Origin of the sequence: Snodgrassella sp. B3088, from assembly GCF_026535815.1 — a bacterium.
Classification (GTDB): domain Bacteria; phylum Pseudomonadota; class Gammaproteobacteria; order Burkholderiales; family Neisseriaceae; genus Snodgrassella; species Snodgrassella alvi_E.
Genome location: NZ_JAFNPG010000011.1, coordinates 118702 through 142931, shown reverse-complemented (window position 1 = coordinate 142931; position 24230 = coordinate 118702). Strand labels below are relative to the sequence as shown.

General features: G+C 45.5%; 22 protein-coding genes. 8 read left to right on the top strand and 14 right to left on the bottom strand.

All coding sequences use genetic code 11. From position 1 onward, the window contains the following. The 10 genes from J3U75_RS08940 to J3U75_RS08895 form a co-directional block, all read right to left on the bottom strand. On the bottom strand, nucleotides 1-231 hold a 231-nt coding region (locus tag J3U75_RS08940), incomplete at its 3' end, for a POTRA domain-containing protein (RefSeq protein WP_267390010.1). 934 nt (nucleotides 232-1165) lie between these two features. Continuing rightward, nucleotides 1166-1765, bottom strand: coding sequence for a nitroreductase family protein (locus J3U75_RS08935; RefSeq protein WP_267391609.1), 600 nt, complete (start codon nucleotides 1763-1765; stop codon nucleotides 1166-1168). Nucleotides 1766-2128: 363 nt separating this feature from the next. After that, the gene (locus tag J3U75_RS08930) at nucleotides 2129-2431 is read right to left on the bottom strand and encodes an AzlD family protein (protein ID WP_267391608.1); all 303 of its coding nucleotides are present in this window, start codon (nucleotides 2429-2431) and stop codon (nucleotides 2129-2131) included. Continuing rightward, entirely contained in the window at nucleotides 2424-3062 is a 639-nt protein-coding gene (locus J3U75_RS08925) for an AzlC family ABC transporter permease (RefSeq protein ID WP_416384699.1), read from the bottom strand. The genes J3U75_RS08930 and J3U75_RS08925 overlap by 8 nt, the downstream gene beginning before the upstream one ends. An 829-nt stretch (nucleotides 3063-3891) precedes the next feature. After that, nucleotides 3892-4551: a YiiX/YebB-like N1pC/P60 family cysteine hydrolase gene (locus J3U75_RS08920; RefSeq protein WP_267391606.1), complete on the bottom strand. Its 660-nt coding sequence runs from the start codon at nucleotides 4549-4551 to the stop codon at nucleotides 3892-3894. Between the two features lie 99 nt (nucleotides 4552-4650). Beyond that, a complete protein-coding gene (locus tag J3U75_RS08915) occupies nucleotides 4651-5112 on the bottom strand; it encodes a hypothetical protein (RefSeq protein ID WP_267391604.1) in 462 nt (153 codons plus the stop codon). 203 nt (nucleotides 5113-5315) lie between these two features. Further along, nucleotides 5316-6155, bottom strand: a complete 840-nt coding sequence (locus J3U75_RS08910) for a MurR/RpiR family transcriptional regulator (protein ID WP_100140695.1) — start codon at nucleotides 6153-6155, stop codon at nucleotides 5316-5318. A gap of 242 nt (nucleotides 6156-6397) precedes the next feature. Then, nucleotides 6398-7390 (bottom strand): nucleoside hydrolase, encoded by a 993-nt coding sequence (locus tag J3U75_RS08905; protein WP_267391601.1) that lies wholly within the window; start codon nucleotides 7388-7390, stop codon nucleotides 6398-6400. Between the two features lie 80 nt (nucleotides 7391-7470). After that, the gene (locus J3U75_RS08900) at nucleotides 7471-8856 is read right to left on the bottom strand and encodes an MFS transporter (RefSeq protein ID WP_100156567.1); all 1386 of its coding nucleotides are present in this window, start codon (nucleotides 8854-8856) and stop codon (nucleotides 7471-7473) included. A 51-nt stretch (nucleotides 8857-8907) separates the two neighbouring features. Then, nucleotides 8908-9708 carry a cytochrome C assembly family protein gene (locus J3U75_RS08895; RefSeq protein ID WP_100140783.1) on the bottom strand — a complete coding sequence of 267 codons (801 nt, stop codon included), beginning with the start codon at nucleotides 9706-9708 and terminating at the stop codon, nucleotides 8908-8910. A gap of 224 nt (nucleotides 9709-9932) precedes the next feature. Here J3U75_RS08895 and ffh point away from each other — a divergent pair, with 224 nt between their 5' ends. From ffh to hpaC, 5 genes are all read left to right on the top strand, one after another. Continuing rightward, nucleotides 9933-11291: a signal recognition particle protein gene (gene ffh / locus J3U75_RS08890; protein WP_100151858.1), complete on the top strand. Its 1359-nt coding sequence runs from the start codon at nucleotides 9933-9935 to the stop codon at nucleotides 11289-11291. Nucleotides 11292-11446: 155 nt separating this feature from the next. Next, on the top strand, nucleotides 11447-11611 hold the full coding sequence (locus J3U75_RS08885; protein ID WP_100140699.1) for an SEC-C metal-binding domain-containing protein: 165 nt from the start codon (nucleotides 11447-11449) through the stop codon (nucleotides 11609-11611). A 948-nt stretch (nucleotides 11612-12559) separates the two neighbouring features. After that, nucleotides 12560-15406, top strand: a complete 2847-nt coding sequence (locus tag J3U75_RS08880; protein WP_267391599.1) for a valine--tRNA ligase — start codon at nucleotides 12560-12562, stop codon at nucleotides 15404-15406. Nucleotides 15407-15726: 320 nt separating this feature from the next. Beyond that, the gene (gene hpaR / locus J3U75_RS08875; RefSeq protein ID WP_100140701.1) at nucleotides 15727-16176 is read left to right on the top strand and encodes a homoprotocatechuate degradation operon regulator HpaR; all 450 of its coding nucleotides are present in this window, start codon (nucleotides 15727-15729) and stop codon (nucleotides 16174-16176) included. Between the two features lie 4 nt (nucleotides 16177-16180). Further along, the gene (gene hpaC, locus J3U75_RS08870; RefSeq protein WP_257388722.1) at nucleotides 16181-16711 is read left to right on the top strand and encodes a 4-hydroxyphenylacetate 3-monooxygenase, reductase component; all 531 of its coding nucleotides are present in this window, start codon (nucleotides 16181-16183) and stop codon (nucleotides 16709-16711) included. 98 nt (nucleotides 16712-16809) lie between these two features. Here the strand turns inward: hpaC and fba are convergent, their stop codons facing one another. From fba to J3U75_RS08850, 4 genes are all read right to left on the bottom strand, one after another. After that, a complete protein-coding gene (fba, locus tag J3U75_RS08865; RefSeq protein ID WP_100140702.1) occupies nucleotides 16810-17874 on the bottom strand; it encodes a class II fructose-bisphosphate aldolase in 1065 nt (354 codons plus the stop codon). Between the two features lie 126 nt (nucleotides 17875-18000). Next, nucleotides 18001-18936 (bottom strand): ABC transporter ATP-binding protein, encoded by a 936-nt coding sequence (locus J3U75_RS08860; RefSeq protein ID WP_267391597.1) that lies wholly within the window; start codon nucleotides 18934-18936, stop codon nucleotides 18001-18003. Next, nucleotides 18930-20498: an ABC transporter permease gene (locus J3U75_RS08855; protein WP_267391596.1), complete on the bottom strand. Its 1569-nt coding sequence runs from the start codon at nucleotides 20496-20498 to the stop codon at nucleotides 18930-18932. The genes J3U75_RS08860 and J3U75_RS08855 overlap by 7 nt, the downstream gene beginning before the upstream one ends. Nucleotides 20499-20615: 117 nt before the next feature. Beyond that, complete coding sequence (locus J3U75_RS08850) at nucleotides 20616-21623, bottom strand: thiamine ABC transporter substrate-binding protein (RefSeq protein ID WP_267391595.1); 1008 nt, start codon at nucleotides 21621-21623, stop codon at nucleotides 20616-20618. A 94-nt stretch (nucleotides 21624-21717) separates the two neighbouring features. Here J3U75_RS08850 and J3U75_RS08845 point away from each other — a divergent pair, with 94 nt between their 5' ends. The 3 genes from J3U75_RS08845 to glmU all read left to right on the top strand — a co-directional run bounded on the left by J3U75_RS08845 (nucleotide 21718) and on the right by glmU (nucleotide 24154). Beyond that, complete coding sequence (locus tag J3U75_RS08845; protein ID WP_267391594.1) at nucleotides 21718-22362, top strand: pyrimidine 5'-nucleotidase; 645 nt, start codon at nucleotides 21718-21720, stop codon at nucleotides 22360-22362. Nucleotides 22363-22432: 70 nt separating this feature from the next. Continuing rightward, entirely contained in the window at nucleotides 22433-22702 is a 270-nt protein-coding gene (locus J3U75_RS08840; RefSeq protein ID WP_100140707.1) for a spore cortex protein, read from the top strand. Nucleotides 22703-22783: 81 nt separating this feature from the next. Then, nucleotides 22784-24154: a bifunctional UDP-N-acetylglucosamine diphosphorylase/glucosamine-1-phosphate N-acetyltransferase GlmU gene (gene glmU, locus J3U75_RS08835; RefSeq protein WP_267391593.1), complete on the top strand. Its 1371-nt coding sequence runs from the start codon at nucleotides 22784-22786 to the stop codon at nucleotides 24152-24154. Nucleotides 24155-24230 lie beyond the last annotated feature (76 nt).

The following is a 24230-nucleotide window of genomic DNA, read 5'->3' as shown; positions in this document are numbered from 1 at the left end:
TCCCTGCTCTAGCTGCCGCAGATTCAGGATATCTCCGGCTCTGGCTGGAAATTCGTTCTGGATGCGGCGAATACGCTCTACATGGGTGGTTGCTGCATTATCCAGGTTGTAACGAATGGTATGGATTCGCCCCGGAATGACGCTGAGCTGTAAGGTGCCGCTGGTAAGATCCTGTGGTGTGGCTAAAATACGGGTGGTGGTGNCTGGTTGATGGCTTTGCTGCCTAGGCACATGCCTGCGGTAAACTGGCTCTGGCGCTGTGCTTTTTTTAGGGCAAACTGGAATCGGCTGGCTTCTTCTCCTGTCAGGGTGATGCTGTTGATGGCAAAACACGGGGTTTCGTTGGTATTCAGTTTGTCTGTCTGTGTTGGGTTTTCTTCTTGTGGCTGTAAACGAATATTTACTTCGGGCTGCATTTGCTGTTGAAACTGCTGCTGACGCTGCTGTTCGCGAATGATTTGCTGTTGCTGCTGACGGTCTAGCTGGGAAGTTACTTCTGTTACCGGCGAGGCGTAAGCAGTTGCCATTCCATTGCTCAGCAGCCATACCAGCACGACAATTTTTTTTAAACGCATTTCATTTAATGCTTATTGAATGTTAAAGTTGGTTAATTCTAAAGTTAGATTGCGATAATTACAACTGAGTTGATTATTATCAGATAATGAAATGGAACATCATATCAAGAAAAATAGTGTTTATATTTTAAGAAATTTAGGTACAAAAAAATATCATTATTATGATATATCTAATTGATTTTAAGATAAATATAAAATAAAATTACTGATATTGAATATATTCCTAAATCAGTATACATTAAAAATTAATAAACTCTATATTAGCATTTTATTGCGATTATCAATACTTATTAATGATAAATTGCTATTTTATGTATTTATTTGGTATTTTTATTTAAATAATATAAATACCAATATAAATTAAAGGTTTTTAATTAGTAAAAAAATAATATTTTTGTTTAGAATCAATATTTTGAAATAACTTACACATATTTTGCTGCTTATCGCATTTTTTGAGAAAGTTAAGCTATTTTTCTGAATAATTAAATAAGATATTGCATCTCTGTCACTCATTAAAAGAAAGCCGGATTGATAATCAATCCGGCCGGATAATTTCTCTTTTCATTCACGGCAAATATTTAGCATTTTATTTAATAAAAAACTTTGAAGCGTTCGGTATCGTCTATAAAGGTTTTCTCAGGGAAAGGTGCTTCATTGGAACCAAAAGGCATCATTGCGCGTAGTTTCCAACTATCGGGTATTTGCCATTCTTTGGCGGCAGCTGCATCTGGCAACGGGTTATAATGTTGCAGGCTGGCACCGATTCCGGCATTGGCTAGTGCTGTCCATACCGCAAACTGAGCTATACCGCTTCCCTGCTCTGACCAAATCGGGAACTGCTCAGCATAACTCGGATATTGCTGTTGCAGGCCGGCAATGGTTTGCTGATCTTCGTAAAACAATATGGTACCAATACCTGCGGCAAAGCCGTTGATTTTGGCTTCGGTAGGCGCAAATTTGTCGGTAGGTACGATGGCACGCAATTCATTCATAACGATATGCCAAAACTTTTCACTTTGCTGATTAAATAGAATCACAACGCGTGAACTTTGTGAATTAAAAGCAGATGGTGACAGCTTTACAGCTTGTTCTACCAATGCTGTGATTTCTTCCTGCTCCTGAGTAATATTCTTGCCAAGTGCATATTGGGTACGACGTTTTTCAATGGCTTCAATCAATGCATTGCTCATTTTAGTTCCTTTATCATTCTGTAATTAAATTATGAATTGCGAAACAACATCTATTACCATGTTAACGGAAAAAAAACAGTATTCCCACCCCTTGCGGCGAATACAAGTTTAATTTAAATGATGGTTAAAAATAATTTTATTATTTGTAAAACAATAATTAACAACTAAAAACAATTTTAATTTGCCGGAAAAACAGTGTGTTTAAGTGCTGGTTACTCAGCATTTCTTATCAGGAATTGATTTATTTATTCTGATTGGGGCAACTGAATGATATGAACAAACAAATTGTTTTTACATTATTTTTTATTTATAGAAATATAATTTTATCCAATATAGGGCGATTATCGGATGAAACAGTCTGATTTAATAAAGCAGTAAATGGCGCAATACAGCAGTAATGCCGACACTTAAAATAACGGTGGGCAATAGAGAAAATCGCCACGCCAGCAGTAGGGTGATGATTACTGCTAATAGATTGGCTGGCTGAGTTGTAGCAAAAGCCGGTGCAATCACCGCGATCAGTACACAGCCAGGAATGGATTCCAGTACGCGAGTGAGACGGGGACTAAGTTTACGTCTACGTAGTAACAGATAGCCACTGATCCTTGTTATGTAAGTTACCACCGCCATGGCAAGAATGGTAAAGAAAGCCGATAAATCAATCATACGCCGCCATAATAAATGCCAGTGCCAGACCTGCCAGTGTACCCAGCAACACATACCAAGCACCTGGCAGCAAATTGTAAGTAACAATAGCTACTAACAAACTTACTATCCATGGGATAGCAGCTTTAATCCCTTTCCACATACCCTTGATTAACACCAGAAAGACGGCTACAAAGGCCATATCAAAACCATAATGGGAGACATCTCCAATAAGCGGTCCTATCAGAGCACCTAAGGTAGTGAAACCCACCCAGGACAGATAGAGGCCAACGCCACTACCAAGAAAAAAGTAATAACTGAATGTCTGCGCTGGAGATTTTCTAATATCGGTAAAAGTCAGTGCCCAGCTTTCATCACACATAAAAAAGAGGGAGGCAAGTACTTTACGTTTACTCAATGCGCTTAGGTAAGGGGTAAGTGCTGCACTCATAAGAATATGACGGCTATTGACGAGTAAAGTCATCAGAGCAATGAGGAGCATATGCGGCGGGGATGTCCATAAATTTACGGCAACGAATTCAGAACCACCAGCAAAGTTCAGAGCAGTAAGCAGTGATATTTCGCCTGTACTCATGCCCTTTTGGATAGCCTGTGCACCCAATACCATTGCGAATGGAATAAAGCTGAGCATAAGAGGCAGAGCGGTAATAAGCCCCCTTTTGATTTCCTGTACTGGTGAGGGTACGCTAGCTGTAGACACTTATCAAAAATTCCGATTTAACACAATAAATTAGAGACAGAATATATTTTTATTCACGCCAAAAACCGATTTCAGAACAGTAAATAGCATATCTTTACAGATAATAATGAAAGCAACATTATAATTGAGAAATGTAAGCTTATTCAATAATAATCTAAGTATATTCAACAGTGAAATAATAAAAAAATAGCTTAAAATGCTTGAGGCTCAACAGCGTTGCTATGCCAGTAAAACTGGTATTAGGTTAGCCCAAGCTCCTTGCTCATGCGGCGAAAAATTTTTAGTTTATTTTTTGAATGACTAATTAACTATTTTTATTATTTGGGTCAAAACAAAATATTTAGCACCAAGTCAGTAATGATACTGATAGTAAGCTATGATTTAGCTCTCGATTTGCCTTCATTCAAAACTAATACCCATAGCTTCTATTTGGCAAGTTTTAGCCGTTATTTAGCCTAAGAAACTGTTGCAAAATTTATTTCCACTTTATCGATTATCTAATATCGGAAAATCCGAGACAATATCATATAAATTAATAATTATTTTCATCAATTGGAAAACAAATCTCTCTTAAATTGATTAGAGAGATTACATTTTTTCTCTACTGGATTTTTTAAAAGCAAGAGCTGTGTTTTATTTAAACGGACTAAATAGAATACAGTGAGTTAATGATTACAATATAAATAGCTGCTTTTATATCAGGACTTTTTATCCAATTTGCCAGATAGGCAGAATAAAGAAGTCCTGTTTTATACGTTAATTACTGATAAAAATGCACAATGTCAATTAAATCTGAACGAGACATATCTCCGGGGTTGTTTCCTTGTTCTCCTTCAGGAATAGGAATACCCATTTTTTTGAAATGTTCTACCCAGTAAACTGGAAATTCGCCGGTCTCCTTAGATTTGAAGGTCATGGCGCGCAATGGAAATACTTCTTTACCATGATTGGCTTCTTTGAAAATCTGATAGATTAATTCGGAGCAGTAATATTGGTCGTTGTGAATATTAAAGGCATTATCGTACGGTTTGCCCACTTTCTGTCTGGCCGATGTAATGGCAGCTGGTATCAAAGGCTGATATTGGGCTTTAAGGCGGCCAACCACAGCACGCGGTACACATTGTTGATTTTTCGGATGCAAATAGGTTTGCACTGGTGTAATTCTGACTTTAGGCGGAGTGGCCTCAATGATGCTATTCTGACCATTTTTTTTCTGCCAGACGATGCCAACATGGGTAAAGTTATAGCCATCAAGCCCACTTGTAGCCGCTTTGATGGCGCTATTCATACCGCCATCACATTCTTCTATAAATATCAGGTCGCCGTTTTGCAGATGAAAAGGTTTCTGTGCATAGGCATTCAGGCTGAACAACAGGAAAACTACAGCGGTAAACCATGTTCGGATAAGTTTTTTACTCATGTCTGCATTTTAGAATAATTGGTAAATAATGGTTAATGATACAATATTTATTTAGCTCAGTAAGAATTTACATGCTGGATTGAAATAAATTAAGCTGTGTCAGTCAACGCTTTTGCCACGCTTGCGCTGAAAAATGCGGTAGCTGGCAGCAAAGGCGGCGATGGCGGCTCCAATCAGCGCACCTCCGATAAACATAGAAACCAGATCAACAGTTTTGCCTACGTCCAGACTGTCTAATACTTGTTTGGCACTCAGTTTCTGGCTAGCCGGACTACTCATACCTTCAATCATATGGCGGTTATTACATTTGGGCAGCAAAGCCTGCTGGTCAGCTAACTGTGGATAAGTTTGTCTCACTTCAGTTTCGCACCGCTGAATTTGTGCTGGTGTTACCAGATTAAACCAGCCCCCAATATAAAGACCACCAGCCAGCAGACAGGCACCTACTATGCCTACCAGTACAGCAGAACCTCGTTTTTGCTCAGCGGCTGTTGCAGTAGTGTTTTTTTTGGCAGATTGTTGTTCGGCTTGACGTTTGATTTGTCGGGTTTTATTACTCACTTGCGCTTATTCCATGGCGACCAATTTAAGTTTTTAATCCGGCTATAATCCAAGTGGCTGTATCGTGCAGCCAGTTTAGTTTCGGTTTGAATAGCAGGATTACCAAAGATTTTGAGGTTGAATCATACCTGAAGCTGCTTCAATTCGGTTAATTGTTGTAATGCTTCAGATAAATCAGACGGGTACTTATGCCACTATTGTCATCAGTGTTGCAGAAATTTCAGCTTAACGCCGGCTTTGGTTTTGGCCAGCATTTCACTAACGTTCTCACCCAGATGTAATGCCAGCCCGATGGTGAGCATGTCGATAACCATTAGCTGCAACAGGCGTGAAATCATGGGAGTGTATTTTTCACTGTCTTCAGGAGTAACCACGCTTATAACGCAGTCGCAGACCTGCGCTACCGGTGAACCGGCACGGGTAAGGCCGATAATTCGGGCACCATTGCCTTTGGCAATTTTAATGGCGTCTAATAAATCACGTGAAGAACCGGAATGGGAAATCACCACCAGCACATCCTGCGGTGACAATACCGCAGCTGCCATCAGTTGTACATGACTGTCGGTATACGCCACGGTGGAAAGACCAAAGCGAAACAATTTGTGCTGTGCATCCATAGCCACGATACCGGAATTGCCAGCACCATAAAATTCGATGCGCCGTGCTGTAGCCATCATTCTGACAGCGGTATCCAGTTCGGAAGCGTTCAGAGATTTGCGGCTACCGAGCACAGTAGCAGCCGTATTGGCAATAACCTTGTTCAGCACATCCTGCATGGAATCAGTGCTGTTGAGTTCTTCATGCACATAAGGCATGCCTTCGTGGCCAATGCTAGCAGAGAGATTAAGCTTGAATTCGGGTAGACCGCTGTAACCCATGCTGCGGCAAAAACGGATGACGGTAGGCTGGCTGACACGTGCTTCTTTAGCAATATTAGCCACGGCTGCATGCACAAACCATTTGGTTTGTGCCAGTACGCATTCGGCTACGCGTTTTTCAGCCGCTGATAACTCAGGCAGCTTCTGGCTGATTTTGGTTAACATACTACTCTCCTGTTTTGTGTCGCAACAAAACAGGAAAAGAATAATGTGTAATGATTACGTTCACAATAAATACCTGCTGATTTCTCTTGTATTACGCGTTTATCCTAACGATACGCTTAAACAATTGCAATATCTGTACTGCAATTTAGCGTTCTGGCAACGGCAGGTTAATTAGAACCGATTTATTGTGATTAATGACTTTATGAAAATTTTAAGCTACTGGTATGGCTTGTCTTTGCTTTTCAGCAGCGGAACTGACCCAATGCGTTGAAAATTATCTCCAGTAAACGCTGGTTATCGACGTGTTCCATTACATTGATTGGACTATGTTTCACTTCAGGCATGCCTACAGTGAGTCGCAGTGTGCCTTCTTTCCAGCGCCGGCTGCTGGCACGGGTACAGTCGCGGGTGGTGGATACATCTACAATATAAGGTGACGAGGTAGCAACATTACTGTCTATCAGTTTAGCAACGCATAATACGTCGTGAATCCAGCAACCAGCCAGATGGCGAGTTTGAATGGAATAGTCCATCCACGGACGTGAGGTGCGGACGATAAAGTCAGTAAGCGGATTAGCAAATTTTTCTAGCCTATCCAGATCCTGATGTGTGAGCATAGTCTGTGTGGTGGCATCCAGTGGTGCCAGGGTGATATTGGCTCCACTTTCAATCACAATTTTGGCGGCTTCAGGATCAACGGCAAAATTGGTATCTTTCAAATAGCCTTCTACTTTAAAAACACCACCCATGATAACAATTTCGGCCACAGAACGAGCAAAATCGGGATAAAGCTGAATTGTGTGAGCGATATTGGTTAACGGACCGATTGCCACCACAGTAATTTCACCAGGATTGCTGCACACTAGCTCGCCAATCGCCTGTGCTGCATGTGGTGCACTGTTATCATTGAGTGGCAGTACCGGAGGTAAACTATCCCACAGTGACAGCAATCCTTGTTTACGTACATTATTATCCAGCTGTTCGCGCCAAGGAGCAGCAGGCTCTATCAGTGCCTGTGCGGCACCTTTAACGACAGGAATACTCTGATTTAGTTCCTGCATCAGTTGGCGAGCGACCTGATAGCCGGTGTCGCGCGGAGTATTACCGGCTACGATGGTAATGAGTTCGAGTTTGATTGAGTCTGCAGCCAGTGCCAGTGCCAATGCCAGACCATCATCTACATTTGCGCCTGCAATGCCATTACCCGGATCACAGTCAATCACGATACGCTTCATAAGGATTACCTATGCCTCAATTGCAACGGAGTCAGTAGCTCTGACTCCGTTATAGATGTTTCAATCAGATTGTATAAGCTCTAAATGGCGTCTTCCACTGCATTCAGATCGCGACCACGAGTTTCAGGAGCGAAGAATGTAGTGATAAAGCCAATACCAGCCATTAAAACAAAGTATATGGCAATCGGCCACCAAGTTTTATAATGATCAAACAAGGCTGAAGCAACTAAGGCTGCGGTACCGCCAGATAGAATGCCACCCAGTTCTTTGGCCAATGCCATTTTGGAATAGCGGTTGCGCACGCCAAACAATTCTACGCCATAGGCTGCCTGCACACCAAAAATACCCAATGAAGCCAGACACATACCCACAACAATAATGCTAGCTACGATAAAAGGATCCCGCGTTTCCAAAAACATATAAGCTGGCACGGCATACAGCATCAGCAGAAAGCAGAACCAGCGATAAACGATACGGCGTCCGTAGCGGTCAGACAACCAACCAGCAAAAGGAATCACAAAGAATCCTAGCAATGAGGCGACAAATACCGCAGTGGTAGCCACAGTTTTATTCACATGCAGAATTTTAACTACATAGCCGATTACGAAACCTTGCGCGAGGTAAGATGGGCCATTTTCGCCGATTCGCAAGCCTAGCATTACAAAAAATGCTTTATTACGTGCCAGGAATGAAGTTTTGGCAGCTGGTGCCGGTTTGGCATTAGTAGTTTGTGAATCAGATTGTTTTGATTCGTTCTGTTCCTGCTCAAACACGGGTGTTTCGCGTACATGGCGGCGGATAAGTGTGGCAGCAACCGCAATCAGGGCACTGAGAATAAACGGAATACGCCAGCCCCAGCTATTCACATCTTCTGGATCAAGCATTAACACCAATAACCATACCGCAGAAGCCACCAATGTGCCACTGTTGGAACCAATGCCAATAATAGACGCAATCAGGCCGCGGTGTCTGGGCGGAGCATATTCTCCGAGCATAACTGTAGCACCAGAAAGCTCAGCACCGGCACCAAAGCCTTGCACAAAACGCAATATCACCAGCATCAGAGGTGCCCATAGTCCGATAGTGGCATAGCTGGGAATAAAACCAATCAGAGTGGTGGAAATGCCCATCAGAGCGATGGTGGTGACCAGTACAAATTTTCTTCCTTTGCGGTCACCCATGCGCCCGAAGAAAACGGCACCAATTGGGCGTGCAATAAAGCCTACTGAATAAGTGGCAAAACTTGAAAGCAAAGCAATTGTCTGGGTTAATTCTGGGAAAAACACATCTCCAAATACTAGGCCTGCGGCGAGGCCGTATAAAGCAAAATCCACATATTCCATGGTGGTACCAAGCCAGCAGGAAAGTGTTGCCTTAATAAATTCCCGTCGTCCTTCAGGTGTGGCTAAACGTTGTTCAGCTGCGCTCTTCTTATGGCTGTCAACTGACGATTGTAAGTCACTCATTCAAATATCCTATGGTTACAAATCAGGGTGTTACTAGTTAAAACAAAAAGACTAAAACAAAATTTCCAGCACAAACTTGCTGCCAAAATAAGCCAGCATTAGGCTGACAAATGACACAATGACCCACCATGCCACTTTTTTTCCGCGCCAAGCCTGTGTATGGTGTCGGAGCAGGATAACCAAATAGATTAGCCACGACAGCACGCCAAACACCGTTTTATGGGTTAAGCGTGCCGGCTCGCCAAACACGGCCTCGGAAAACACCGTGCCACTAACTGCCGCAATAGTCAGCAGCACAAATCCTGCTTGCAGACCCTGAAACATTAATTTCTCAATGGACAGCAATGGCGGCAGAAAAGATTGCTGAGGTACTGTTTTGCGTCGATGCAGATAATGGTTACGCACCAGCATCAGCACCGCCAGCAATGTGGTGATGCCAAATAGGGCATACGCCAACAATGCCGACAAAACATGTATCATGAATGCGCTATTATGCATGGGATAAGCGGTAGGCTGACCAGGCAGCAGCCAGGCCAACAGCAGCACCGCTGCCGAACAAGGAAACAGCGCCAGCTGCAATCCCTGTAAACGATAGCGAAAACTACCCACCCAATACAGCAGCACCATTAACCAGGTAATCAGATTGAGTGCGTGACCAAATCCCACCAACAGTACCCGTTGCTGCAACATTGGCTGCCATACTGTAAAAGTATGCAGCAGCAATACTGACAGCAATAAGAGCTGCTCACCTCGCAACGGATAGGGCACAGCAGTATGACGTTGCCAACACCGCCAGGCCAGCACCGAAAGTGCGGCATAGGCAAAAATAAGCACCAGCAGCAATAAGCTCATGATTTTTCCGCAGCAATAGCGCGCCAAAATTTGGCGCGCGTAGTGTAAAATAGGCATTTATTTATTGTGATGCCTGCTCAGAAACTGGGCAGGCATCACAACAGGTTGCCATTTTATAACCAAATTGCTTCTTATCCTACCCATTTACTGTGTGAATTGACCAGAAACTGGCAATTTTCACCCGACAGATACAGGCTGCTTACAATTAGCCGGAGATGGTTCCGATGTTAGATAATCTATCAGATCGCTTTAGTAAAATTGCGAAAACCCTGCGCGGACAAGCGCGTTTGAGTGAAGACAATATCAAAGATGCTTTGCGTGAAGTACGCATGGCATTATTAGAAGCCGATGTTGCCCTGCCAGTTGTAAAAACATTTATGGCTTCAGTAAAAGAACGTGCGGTGGGCCAAGAAGTCATTGGCAGCCTGACACCCGGACAAGCATTTATCGGGGTGGTAAATGATGCGCTCACCGAGCTGATGGGCACACAGAACAGTAGTCTGAATCTGGCAGCAGTGCCTCCGGCAGTAATTCTGATGGCCGGTTTACAGGGGGCCGGTAAAACCACCACTGTCGGTAAGCTGGCACGCTTGCTGAAAAATGACCAGAAGAAAAAAGTGCTGGTAGTTTCTGCAGACGTGTACCGGCCAGCTGCGATTGAGCAATTAAAATTACTGGCTCAGCAGGTTGAAGTGGACTTTTTTCCGTCACACGAAGGTGAACAACCAGTAAACATAGCCTTGAATGCATTGGATCACGCTAAAAAGCATTTTTATGATGTGCTGATGGTGGATACCGCCGGCCGGCTGGCTATCGACCAGAAAATGATGGATGAAATCCAACAGATTCATGCCGCAATTCATCCGGTGGAAACTTTGTTTGTGGTTGATGCCATGCAGGGTCAGGACGCGGTAAATACGGCTCAGGCATTTAATGATACTCTACCCCTGACTGGTGTAGTGTTAACCAAAATGGACGGTGATGCCCGTGGCGGTGCGGCGCTGTCGGTACGCCATGTAACCGGTAAGCCGATTAAATTTATCGGTGTAGGCGAAAAAATCAATGGTCTTGAACCATTCTATCCTGACCGCCTAGCCTCGCGCATTCTGGGGATGGGTGATGTACTGTCTTTGATTGAAGACGTGCAGAAAGGCATTGATGAAAAAACCGCGCAGCAGATGGCAAAAAAGCTGCACAAAGGCAAAGGTTTTGACTTGAATGACTTTAAAGCACAGATTCAGCAGATGCGCAAAATGGGCGGTATTGAATCGATTATGTCCAAACTGCCAGGTGACATGGGACAAATGGCCAAGCAGGTTCCAGAAGGCACCGCTGAAAAAGCCATGGGTCGGGTGGAGGCAATTATTAATTCGATGACGGCCAAAGAGCGTGCCAACCCTCAGTTGATTAAGGCCAGCCGCAAACGCCGTATTGCCAATGGCTCCGGTGTCAGTGTGCAGGAAGTGAATAAAATGCTTCGCCAGTTTGAACAATCGCAGAAAATGATGAAATCATTTACCAAAGGCGGCATGGGCAAGCTAATGCGCCTGGCTAAAGGCATGAAAGGTATTATGCCGCAATAATTTCTCCTCCTAACGCACTGCCTGAATTTTAATTCAGGCAGTTTTTTTATCTGACACTGTACATTATTGTGCATTTAATCTAAAATAATCATGACAAATAAATTTGTCTTGATTACTTCAATATAAAATAAGGAGTACAATGATGCGTAAATTTAATGATAAAGGCTTTTTTTGAGCCAACCAGCAAACGCCGCAAAGGCTACCCGTCTGAAACCAGTGTAAAGCGTGGTCTGGTGCGGATTGTGCATGGCGATAAAGTTCTGCATGAAAAGCTCGGGCGCAATGACCGTTGCCCGTGCGGTTCTGGCCGCAGCTTTTAGGAAATGTTGCCTGAAATCAGGCTGCTTTCGATGGCAGTAACAGACATGATTATTACCGCTGATTATCCTCAGATAAACGGACACATTAATTAATCACCCTTTAAAAACTTTCCCCTGAATATGCCTGTAAATCACTATTATTCAGGGGGAATTATTTATACTTAGATTCAGACATAAATTTTTGTTTTTAGCTATTTCCAGATTTTAATTATCTATTCTAAGCCATTTGCACTATGGCTACTTCACAAGCCAATTAATACACTAGGAAAATATTACTCCTTATGTTCACACCTTAAGCTGTTATACTTTAGACATTAATAGAATTAATTTAATTACTGCTTGTACCATTCTTAAACTAAAACAACTATAAACATGGTTTCAACTTAGTTCTGCCACTATCTCTAGAATGACAAAAAAAATAGAAATAACATGTTATCAACAGTACCAGAAAGCAACGAGCCCACAATTACGACATACTATAAGCTACATGCACAGATATATGTTCCTACCTCTTCTCAGCCAAAATATGTCCCCTTTTCCGGTACAATGTTCAACAAAATTTATTTTTAACCACAAACTTAATTTCCTTCCCAGCTATGTCGGCTTTATGCTGGCACATATGCCATAAAAAACAATTTATTAAGGCTGTATTGATATTTTAACTGATGTCAGCATCAGATGAATATTTTGACACTAAAATACCTTTTTGCTTGCTGCTTTAATTGTGCTGGCCAGCCTGTATCCAGCGCATAGGCTTGTAAGGCATACTGTCCTAGTTAGAAAAGCTTATCGAAGTAACGAAGCATATGGCTAAATATTATTCTATTAAAATTTAGAAGCTAATTGTTTCTGTTCACAATCTGATAAAAGTGCATCGTCTTAAACCATGCATCAACGCATGGGTTATAATCAGACTCTTATTTTTTGATTTTTTGCTACTCATTAACCATGTTAAACACCCAATATTCTCCCAGTGAAATTGAAACCCGCTTGTATCAGCAATGGGAAGAACGCGGCTATTTTGCCCCGTCAATGGATTTAAGCAAACCGTCGTTCTCTATTCAGCTCCCTCCGCCGAACGTAACTGGTACGCTGCATATGGGGCATGCATTCAACCAGACCATTATGGACGGACTCACCCGTTATCACCGCATGAAAGGTGAAAATGTGTGCTGGATTCCTGGCTCAGACCATGCTGGTATTGCAACGCAAATAGTGGTGGAACGACAGCTGGCTGTGGAAAATATTTCCCGTCATGAGTTGGGTCGAGAAGCATTTATCGCCAAAATATGGGACTGGAAAAAATTTTCCGGCGGTACCATGGCCGAACAAATGCGCCGTGTAGGATGTTCTGTAGACTGGAGCCGTGAGTATTTCACCATGGATGATGAGCGTGCAAAAGTCGTGACCGAAGTATTTGTACGGCTGTTTGAGCAGGGGCTGATTTACCGTGGTAAACGGCTGGTGAACTGGGATCCAGTATTGGGTACTGCGGTATCTGATTTGGAAGTGGAAAATATTGAAGAAAACGGCCATATGTGGCACATCCGTTATCCGCTGGCTGATGATCCAGATAATGGCTTGATTGTGGCCACTACCCGCCCAGAAACTTTGCTTGGTGATGTAGCAGTAGCCGTCCATCCTGACGATGAACGCTATGCTGGCTTTATCGGGAAACAACTGATATTGCCTTTATCCGGCCGTACTATTCCAGTGATTGCCGATGAATATGTGGATAAAGAATTTGGTACCGGCTGTGTGAAAATCACACCAGCACACGACTTCAATGACTATGAAGTAGGTAAACGCCATCATACGGCACTGATTAATGTCCTCAGTCTGGACGCGAAAATTCTGTCACAAGCAGAAGTATTTGATTTTCAAGGGCAGGCACAGGCTGGCATCAACCTGCCGTCGCAATATGCTGGCCTAGACCGCTTTGCTGCGCGCAAACAAATGGTGGCCGACTTGGAAGCAGAAGGTCTACTTCTTAAGGTTGAAGAACACAAACTGATGACGCCTAAGGGTGACCGCACTGGCAGTGTGATTGAACCGATGCTGACCAACCAATGGTTTGTGGCCATGACGCGTAGCGCCAACAACGATGTAGCGCATCCAGAACCAGAATCGGAATTTAAAGGCAAATCCTTAACCGAAAAATGTATTCATGCAGTGGAAAGCGGACAAATACGCTTTATTCCAGAAAACTGGGTCAACACCTATAACCAATGGATGAATAACATTCAGGATTGGTGTATCTCACGCCAACTATGGTGGGGACATCAGATACCGGCATGGTATGACCAGAACGGCCACGTGTATGTGGCACGCAATGCCGCCGAAGCACAGGCACAGGCCGGTACGGATGCGGTATTAACACGTGATGAAGATGTGCTGGATACATGGTTTTCTTCTGCACTGGTGCCTTTCTCTACGCTGGGCTGGCCGGAAGACACACCTGAATTAAAGGCATTCTTGCCCTCTCAGGTGCTGGTAACCGGCTATGAAATCATTTTCTTCTGGGTAGCACGCATGATTATGATGACTACTCACTTTACCGGTAAAGTGCCGTTTCACGATGTGTATATTCACGGTATCGTGCGCGACAATGAAGGCAAGAAAATGTCCAAATCCGAAGGCAATGTCATTGATCCGGTGGATTTGATTGATGGTATCGATTTGGAAAACCTGCTCGTGAAACGCACTACTGGTTTACGCCGGCCGGAAAAAGCACCTCAGGTCATTAAAGCGACTCAAAAGCTGTTTCCAGACGGCATACCGGTATTTGGTGCCGACGCACTGCGCTTTACCATGGCAAGCTATGCTAGTCTTGGCCGCAGTATCAACTTTGATTTCAAACGCGCTGAAGGCTATCGCAATTTCTGCAATAAATTGTGGAATGCCAGCCGCTTTGTGCTAATGAATATTGAAAACCACGACTGCGGACAGGATGAAAGTCTGCCGTTAAGCTACAGTTTTGTGGATAAATGGTTGCTGACTCGTTTGCAACAAACCATTTCTGCCATTAGCGAGGAACTAGATACATATCGCTTCGACATGGCGGCACAGACTTTATATGAATTTATCTGGAATGAATACTGCGACTGGTACGTGGAGCTAGCTAAAACCCAGCTTCAGCGCGGTGACGAAGCACAACAGCGTGCTACACGACGCACACTGGTACGGGTACTGGAAACAGTATTGCGCTTATTGCATCCGATTATGCCGTTTATTACAGAAGAGCTATGGCAAACCATCGCACCATTGGCTAATGCTAAAAACACCGACAGCATTATGCTGGCAGATTGGCCACAACCTGACAGTAGCTTGATTAAGAGCGAAGCTGTAGACCAGATGCATTATTTGCAGGAACTGGTTAATTCCGTTCGCAATCTACGCGGCGAAATGGGGCTGGCGATGAGTGTAAAAGTTCCATTGTTGCTGGAGAGTGCCGCTGATTTAAGCACGTTACTGCCCTATTTGCCACTGATGGCACGTCTGAGTGAAGCCACACAGGTGGCACATCTGCCAGAAAGTGACGATGCACCCGTAGCAGTGTGTCAGGGCGCACGCCTCATGCTGAAAGTGGAAGTCGATAAAGCAGCTGAAACAGCACGCCTGCAAAAAGAAGCTGAAAAACTTCAGAAAAACATCGACAAGATAGCTGCCAAACTGGCCAAACCTGGCTATACCGATAAGGCACCGGCACATCTGGTTGAAAAAGACCGCAGTGAGCTGGCGCAATTGCAGGACAGAATGGCCAAAATCCACTTACAATTGCAAAAATATCGTTAATTAAATTATTTATATTCTTACGATAGCCACCAGTCCGGCAGCATAATTAGCATAAATGGGTATCCGCCACAATGTGCTTATACTGTAAATCTGGTGGCTTCTTCATAGCTGTTGTGAATAGTGCATAATTTCAAAATCAGAATATTTAATTATTAAACAATTCATTAAACAACTACAATGTCTTTATTTTGTATTTGATTTACACATAATTATTCAATTTTATAATAATCTTCTGTAAAATTCCTGAACAATGTCTTATACCTTGGTTCATTATTCATACGCCATATGAACTAGATATACTGAAAGATTGGAGCAAACAGATGGCAAACACATCTAAATACTCATCCCTCAACATCATTTTGATTCAGACTCGTGAAGCATTACTTTCCCATTTCCGCCCCATGCTGAACGATATCGGAATTACAGATCAGCAATGGCGTATTATCCGCTTACTGGCAGAAAATGGTATTATGGACTTTCAGGAGCTGGCTAGACAGGCATGCATTCTGCGCCCCAGCCTCACCGGTATCCTGACACGACTGGAAAGGCTCAATTATGTAGTACGCCTGAAACCGTCCAACGACCAGCGCAGGGTGTTTCTGAAGCTAACGCCAGTAGGCGAGAAACTATATGAAGATTTCTGTGTAGCGGTAGATGCCCGTTATAAAGTGTTGGAGCAGCGTTTTACTCAGGAAAAACTACAGCAACTGGGTACTCTGCTGAAAGAATTTACTAATATCGCTGTTGATAAAGAAGAAAAAGAACCCTGACAACATGAACCAATCACCTTCAGCCATGGCTTTACTGTATCGCGAAGCCATGTCGAAAGTTGCCGCAGCAGTGCATGTCATCACCACAGAAGGGGAAGCCGGACGCTATGGTATTACCCTCACCGCAGTCGCTTCGGTAACCGACTCTCCCCCTACACTATTACTCTGCATCAATCGCAATGCTCGTATTCAACCGATTTTGCGCGCCAACGGACAATTATGCGTAAATGTTCTGGCGGCCTCTCAGCAAGATGTGGCGGAACATTTTGCAGGTATGACCTCAATTCCGGCTCATGAGCGGTTTTTGCAACACGATTGGCAGAATCACCAGCATACAACCCAGCCACAATTGGTGGGGGCACTGGCTCATCTGCATGGCCGTATTATTGACAGCCATGATATGGGCAGTCACAGTGTATTTTATGTGGCCATTGAGTACATCAATGTTAATGAACAGGACAATCAGGGTTTGCTGTATTTTCAGCGCCAGTTTACGCAAACCGCTGTACCGGTATGTGAGGCAGGCTGCGTCTAAGCAGATATTTCACACTTTTGCTGCATTAAAGAGCGCGTCTGATAAACAATAACGGACTGCCCCTTATCGGAACAGTCCGTTTTCACTAGCAGATAAATTTATTTTACAATCTGTACTAGCTCACCAGCGGCATAACGGTTAGCCATTTTTTCCAGCGACACCGGTTTAATCTGTCCAGCGTGGCCAGCAGCACCAAAAGCCACATAACGATCAATACACACCTGTTTCATTGCTTTAATGGTTTCGGTGAAGTATTTGCGCGGGTCAAATTCTGCCGGATGAGTAGCCAGAAAACGGCGGATGGCACCGGTGCTGGCCAAACGCAAATCGGTGTCAATATTGACCTTGCGCACACCGTATTTAATCCCTTCGACAATCTCTTCTACCGGCACACCATACGTTTCCGGAATCTTGCCGCCATACTCATTAATCACCTGCAACCATTCCTGTGGCACTGAGCTGGAACCATGCATCACCAGATGGGTATTGGGCAGGCGTTCGTGGATTTCACGGATGCGGTCGATACGCAAAACATCGCCTGTCGGTTTGCGGGTAAATTTATAAGCGCCGTGGCTGGTACCGATGGCAATTGCCAGTGCATCCACACCGGTATCCTGAACAAAACGTGCCGCTTCATCCACACTGGTCAGCATCTGTTCATGGCTGAGCTTGCCGGCGGCGCCGACCCCATCTTCTTCACCGGCATCGCCGGTTTCCAGATTACCCAGACAACCGATTTCTCCCTCAACCGACACCCCGCACGCATGCGCCATATATACAGTTTTACGCGTCACATCTACATTGTATTCATAAGTAGAAGGTGTTTTGGCATCGCTCAACAAAGAACCATCCATCATTACAGATGAAAATCCCAGCTGAATAGAACGCTGGCACACTTCCGGAGAAGCGCCATGATCCTGATGCATCACTACCGGAATATGCGGAAATTCTTCTACAGCTGCCAAAATCAGATGGCGCAAAAATGGTGCACCGGCATATTTACGCGCACCGGCGCTTGCCTGCACAATCACCGGAGCGTTAACTTCATCGGCCGCTTCCATAATCGCACGCATTTGTTCAAGATTATTGACATTAAACGCCGGCAAGCCATAGCTGTTTTCAGCAGCATGGTCGAGCAGTTGGCGCATAGAAACTAAAGCCATGAGGTTCTCCGTGTGTACTTGGCAATAATGGGTAAAAATTCGGCGCAATTATACCACCTTGCGCTTGGTTTGTAGGCATCACATGCAGAGTTGTGTCAGCGTGTGCATACCGTCTGAAAGAAAGAGTCAGTGAAAAAAAACGATTTGATCTTGCAGCACAGTTAAAGGTAGTTGGTCTCCCCGATTCACCGTCCGATGCAGCGGTAGCCACCAGCGTAATAATCCATATTGCGGATGCAGTAACTGTACATCGTAAGCTCTGGCGGTCAGAAAAACGTCAGTTACCTGTACCTGCACGCCGTTTTCAAGGTCATAACACAAAGCCTGCTGCGGAATATAGCAATGGTCTGTCACATTATCACAGCCTAACAGACGTGCTGCCCATGCATCTGTTGGTCGCGCTAGCAGTGTTGCTGCATTGCCTTCCTGCACCCAGCGTCCTTGCCGCAACAGGCAGATACGGTCGGCCAGCGCAAATGCTTCCTGCGGGCTGTGAGTGACCAGTACGGCCGGACATTGCTGCTGGCGCAATAGGCGTAAGGTTAATTGCTGCAAACTACCTCGCAAGGTTGTATCCAGTGCAGAGAAAGGCTCATCCAGCAGCAAAGCCCGCGGTTGCAAAATCAGTGCCCTTATGAGTGCTACTCGTTGCTGCTCACCTCCAGACAACGACTCAACTGACTGCATTGCCATGTCAGCCAAACCCACTTCAGCCAGAAACTCTTGCGCCTGCTGCTTTGCCTGTGCCTTGCTAACCCCATGCATGCGCAAACCAAAAGCCACGTTCTGCCACACATTCAGATGCGGTAATAAAGCGTAGTCCTGAAACATGAGTCCGATACGGCGCTGCTCTGCCGGCAAAAACGTAATATCCGCTTCATCAATCAGGATTTGTCCGCTATCCGGCTGCACCAGACCGGCTGCCATATTCAGCAACGTTGATTTACCACTGCCGCTTTCACCCAGTACCGCCACCAGTTCACCATCAGCTACGTGCAGGCTTAAATCAGCAGCCACTACTTTGTGACCAAATTGTTTGTTAACCTGCTGCCAACTCAGCATAAGTGTTGTTCCTTTTTGCTCTTACTCCATTCTAGCAACCCAAAAAAAAGCATGGCCAGCAACATCAGCAGCAAGGTCAGCACCATTGCTCTGTCATAATTATCCCGGCCGGCCGTACTTAGATAATGGTAAATCAGGGTAGTTAGGGTCTGCCATTCTGGCCGTGATAGAAAAAGTGTGGCTGCGAATTCACCCACACAGGTTGCTGCCGCCAGTGCCAGCCCCCGCTGCAAGGCCGGCCGTAACAAAGGCAAAATCACATACAGCATCACCTGCCAGCTACTGGCACCCAACGTACGCGCAGCCTGAATATAACTGAGCGGTAAGCTGTCCCATGCAGACAGTACATCTTTGGTAATAAACGGATAGGCAAGCAATGCATATGTACATATCAACATGGTCAGCGAAGCCGCCCATTCCGGATAGCATAACAACAGCCCGAACGACACACATACAGGTGAGACCATGAACGGTAAAAAAGTCAGACTACGTACCCATGTCCAGCGATGAGCCAGCGCCGCATGTGTCATACCCAGCAGCAGTGCCAGTAGCATGGCCATTACAGTAAATCGTACTGTATTAAGCAGTGCCTGCCATGTACTACCATCCAGCAGCACTAACCAAGAGCTGCCAGCAAGTACGGCACGCCAAGCAACAGCCATAAGCGGCAGTACACAGCAACCTAGCAGTAGCAACAAAGCCAGTAACAGCGCCCATTTCTGCCATCTGACTGGTATCCGTGGTGGCAGCATTCGTACCATATTGGCCTGTGTGCTCAACCGGCTTACAAGCGCATATACCATACCCGATACAAACGTACTGGCCAGCACCCACAGTACCAGCACACCGGCCTGCGCCATATCCAGCTCATAGGCAATCAGCTGATAAATCTGTACTTCCAGCGTAATGTAATGCTCACCGCCTAGCAATAAGGCTAGACCAAAACCCGAAAAACAATATAAAAACACCATGCACATACCGCCAGCTAGCCATGGCAGCAACTGCGGCAACTCCACTTGAATAAAGCGCTGCCACACACTGCTACCAAGCGTTTGCGCTGCATAAAGACGCGATGCCGGCACTTGACATAAGCCTTGATAGACTGCACGCACCATTACTGGTAAATTAAAAAACACATTGCCGTACAATAACAACCAAGGCGTACCCTCCCAGCCACGCCAAAGCAAACCCTGTGAACCAAATAGCGCCAAAATTCCTACACCGGCCACAAGTGTTGGCATTACAAACGGAAGCATGACCAACCGCAGTACCAGATTGCGGCCAGCAAACTGCCACCGCGTAATCGCCCATGCCACCGGCACGCCCAACAGCAAAGTCAGCAAACTACTACCGGCAGCCTGCAAAGTTGTCCACCCAAGCAGACGGCGCATATATTCGTCCTGCCACACCATGTGGAAACTGGTTGCATTAGTTTGTTGCAGCATCGCCCCCAGAGGCAACACTACTACAGCCAGCAAAAACCCCAGCGGCAGTAATAACAGCAAGTAAGGCAGCTTTTCTCCCACTCTGCCGGCGCCGACTTTCAGGCTGTTCAGCTTCATATGCACTGTTTTATTACCTTTACCTTAACGCTTACCAAAATCAAACAGGGCATTAGCATGCCCCGTTTAATTAAGTTCTGTCTGATGTCACACAGACCTAACTGCAGGCCTGACCTCTTAGCGTTGCACTACCTTTACCCATTGTTTCACCCAGCTTTGCTGTTTGGCTGCCATATCTGCCATCGTTGGCTGCACAACTTTAGTGGGAATACTGATGTGTGCGTATACCGGTGGCAATGACACCCCCTTCACGGCCGGATAAACCCACATAGATGTCGGTATGGCACTTTGCACCTGATTACTTTGCAGATACTGCACCAATTTTGCCGCCAATGCCGGCTGGCTAGCATGATTCAATACCGCCGCACCTTCTATTTGGCGGAATACCGCTCCTTTAAAGCGCAGATCTCCGGTTGGTGGCGTAGTATATTTCCCTTTACCGTAATATACTTCAGCTACGGGACTGGAAGCATAGCTTACGACAAGCGGTCGGCTGCCACCATTCAGCGTGAAATCAGTGTAGTAGGCTTCACTCCAGCCCTTAGTCACTTTGACACCATTTTGACGCATTTTTGCCCACCACTGCCATGTAGCCTGCTCCCCTAGACCGCCGATATTCGCCAGCAAAAACCCCAATCCCACCGTTGATGTAGCAGGGCTCGGCATCACCAGCAAATCTTTGTAAGCCGGACTGGCAAGATCTTCTAAAGACCGCGGCAAGGGTTTTTTATGTTTCTGAAACCAAGCCTTATCATAATTAATGGTAATGTAGCCGTAATCGATGGCCAGTGCCTGAGGTAAATCAACATTCACTGCACGGCTGGCCGGCTGAGTGGTGGCAAAGAGCTGATATTGTTGCGCCTTGCTGATATTGCTGTTGTCTAGACCATATACGGCATCGGCAATCGGTTTGCCGCGGGTAAGAATGAGCTTATTCAGCATCTCATTACCGCTGCCCACCTTGATTAAGGTTAACTTAACCTGATTTTGCTGCTCAAATCCGGCCAGAACATTTTTCGGTAAAGCAAAAGAATCATATACCGCGAGACGCACCTCAGTCTGTGCCTGTGCCCATACCGCAACCAGCATGCACAATGTACCGATTAACCACTTACCCGCTTTCATTCCAGCCTCCAGTTGTTAAAATTATCTATATCGTGCCTGCAATCATACCTGTTTTACGCGTATATAGTAAAAACCTGACGCCATCTTACAAACCATGACAACTCATTACTGGATTTTCGACCTAGACAACACCTTGCATTATGCAGATGCCGGCATCTTCAACGTCATTAATCAGAATATGACACACTTTCTGGCTTCTCAACTGCACATTGATCAAATTGCCGCTTCACAACTACGCCAGCAATATTGGGACGATTACGGTGCTACACTTATCGGAATCGGGCTGAATCATCCTGAAATTAATCTGCACGAATTTCTGCTTGCCTGCCACCCACTTGAAAAGCTTCTGCCTTTGCTTAAACCCATGCCTGAGCTATCACAGACACTGACCTATCTACATGGGCACAAGATAGTTTTTTCCAATGGTCCCAGCCACTATGTACAGGCACTAATCAAAGCAATGGGAATCCAGCAATATTTTCATGCAGTAATTGGAACGGATAATGTAGAAATGCACTGTAAACCCCATCCCCATGCATATCACAGCCTATGCCGGCAGCTACATATTCATCCTCAGCAATGCATTATGGTTGATGACAGCCCAGCCAATCTGCACACTGCACATATGCTGGGCATGCGTACTGTATGGTATGGTCCACAGAGTTATCCAAGAGCAAATATTGATGCTGCAGTTACTGATATGGCAGGCCTGCGCGACATTGCGCTTACCTTATTGTGAAAGCTATACGTCAGCACACAAATTCTCTACAATAACAGACTACAAATCACCAACCACAAAGGATGACACCATGCGTGCGGGAATCTGCTTGATATGCACAATACTGGCACTCAGCGGCTGTACATGGGAAACTTATCAGGATGCCACCGGCCAGACCAGATTGCGCCAGAAATACGAACCGGGTACACGCGTGGTGTATCAGGATGGCACTTATTCCCACAACATGCTGTACAACAAAATGCGCCCCGAACCACATGCTATGAAACCCGGGGTGGGCGACGTTAATGAAAAACTGCCGGCTCACACCAAGTGGGATCAGCCAGAAAGCAGTGCTGAATAAACTGCGTTTAAACACACAGGGCTGCCGGAATCAGACTTGATTACCTGCAGCCCCTTTTCACATCCATACACATATAGATATATGGCTACTTCATCCCTTAATATCGTTATCCTCGCTGCTGGTAAAGGCACCCGCATGTATTCACGTCTGCCTAAAGTTCTGCATGAAATAGGCGGCATCAGCATGTTGGAACGGGTGATCCACACAGCACAGAGTCTGAACCCTGACAGCATAAGCGTGGTTATCGGCCATGGTAAAGAGCTAGTAAGGCAACGCATTCAGGCGAACGTACACTGGGTCGAACAGGACCAACAGCTTGGCACTGGCCATGCAGTTAAAATGGCGTTACCCAATCTGGCTGACAGCGGACGTACCCTGATACTCTATGGCGACGTGCCCTTAATAGACCAGCAGACATTAGCGGATTTACTCAGTATCGCTGGTGAAGATGTCGCTCTACTTACCGACGTTCTCGACAACCCCACCGGCTATGGCCGCATCATCCGCCAGCAAGGCAACGTAGTCGCCATTGTTGAAGAAAAAGATGCCAGCGCTGCCGAAAAAGCCATTTGCGAAACCAACACCGGCATCTTTGTTTTGCCCAACCGCAAACTGGCTCAATGGCTCAATGCCTTGCAAAACCACAACGCTCAGCAGGAATACTACCTAACCGACGTAATCGCACGAGCACAACACGATAAAATCCCTGTACACCCTCTACAGGTACGTGCCTCATGGCTAGCGGCGGGTGTCAACAATAAGCTTCAACTGGCGCAGCTAGAAAGGATTTTGCAACAGCAACAGGCCAACGCCCTGCTTCAGGCCGGCGTAACCCTGCGTGATCCGGCACGCTTCGACTTACGTGGCCAGTTAAAACACGGACAGGACGTCATCATCGATGTAAACGTCGTACTTGAAGGCAACATAGAACTGGGCGACAACGTCAGCATTGGTGCCAACTGCGTCATAAAAAACGCCACCATCGGCGCAGGTACTGTAATCCAACCCAACTCGCACCTAGATAACTGCATTATCGGCAGCAACGCGCAAATTGGTCCGTTTGCTCGTCTGCGACCACAGGCACAGATTGGTGATGCCGTACACATCGGCAACTTTGTTGAAGTCAAAAACAGCACCATTGGCTATGGCAGCAAAGCTAACCACCTTACCTATCTGGGCGATGCCACCATTGGCGAACAAACCAATATCGGTGCCGGCACCATCACTTGCAACTACGACGGCGTCAATAAATACCGTACTGTCATCGGCAACCAAGTACGCATCGGTTCCGGCAACATGCTGGTAGCGCCAATCACCATTGGCGACCGTGCCACCACCGGTGCCGGCAGTACTTTGAGCAGAAACTGCCCGCCAGATAAGCTCACTCTGGCCCGCAGCCGGCAAACTACCTTGAACGAATGGAAGCGCCCTGAAAAAAAACCACAGGAATAATCCTGCCATCATTGTCAGCCTCAGCACATTTCGCTTAGCCAGATGTGCTGAGAAACTAGCGCTACCACCTATCTTC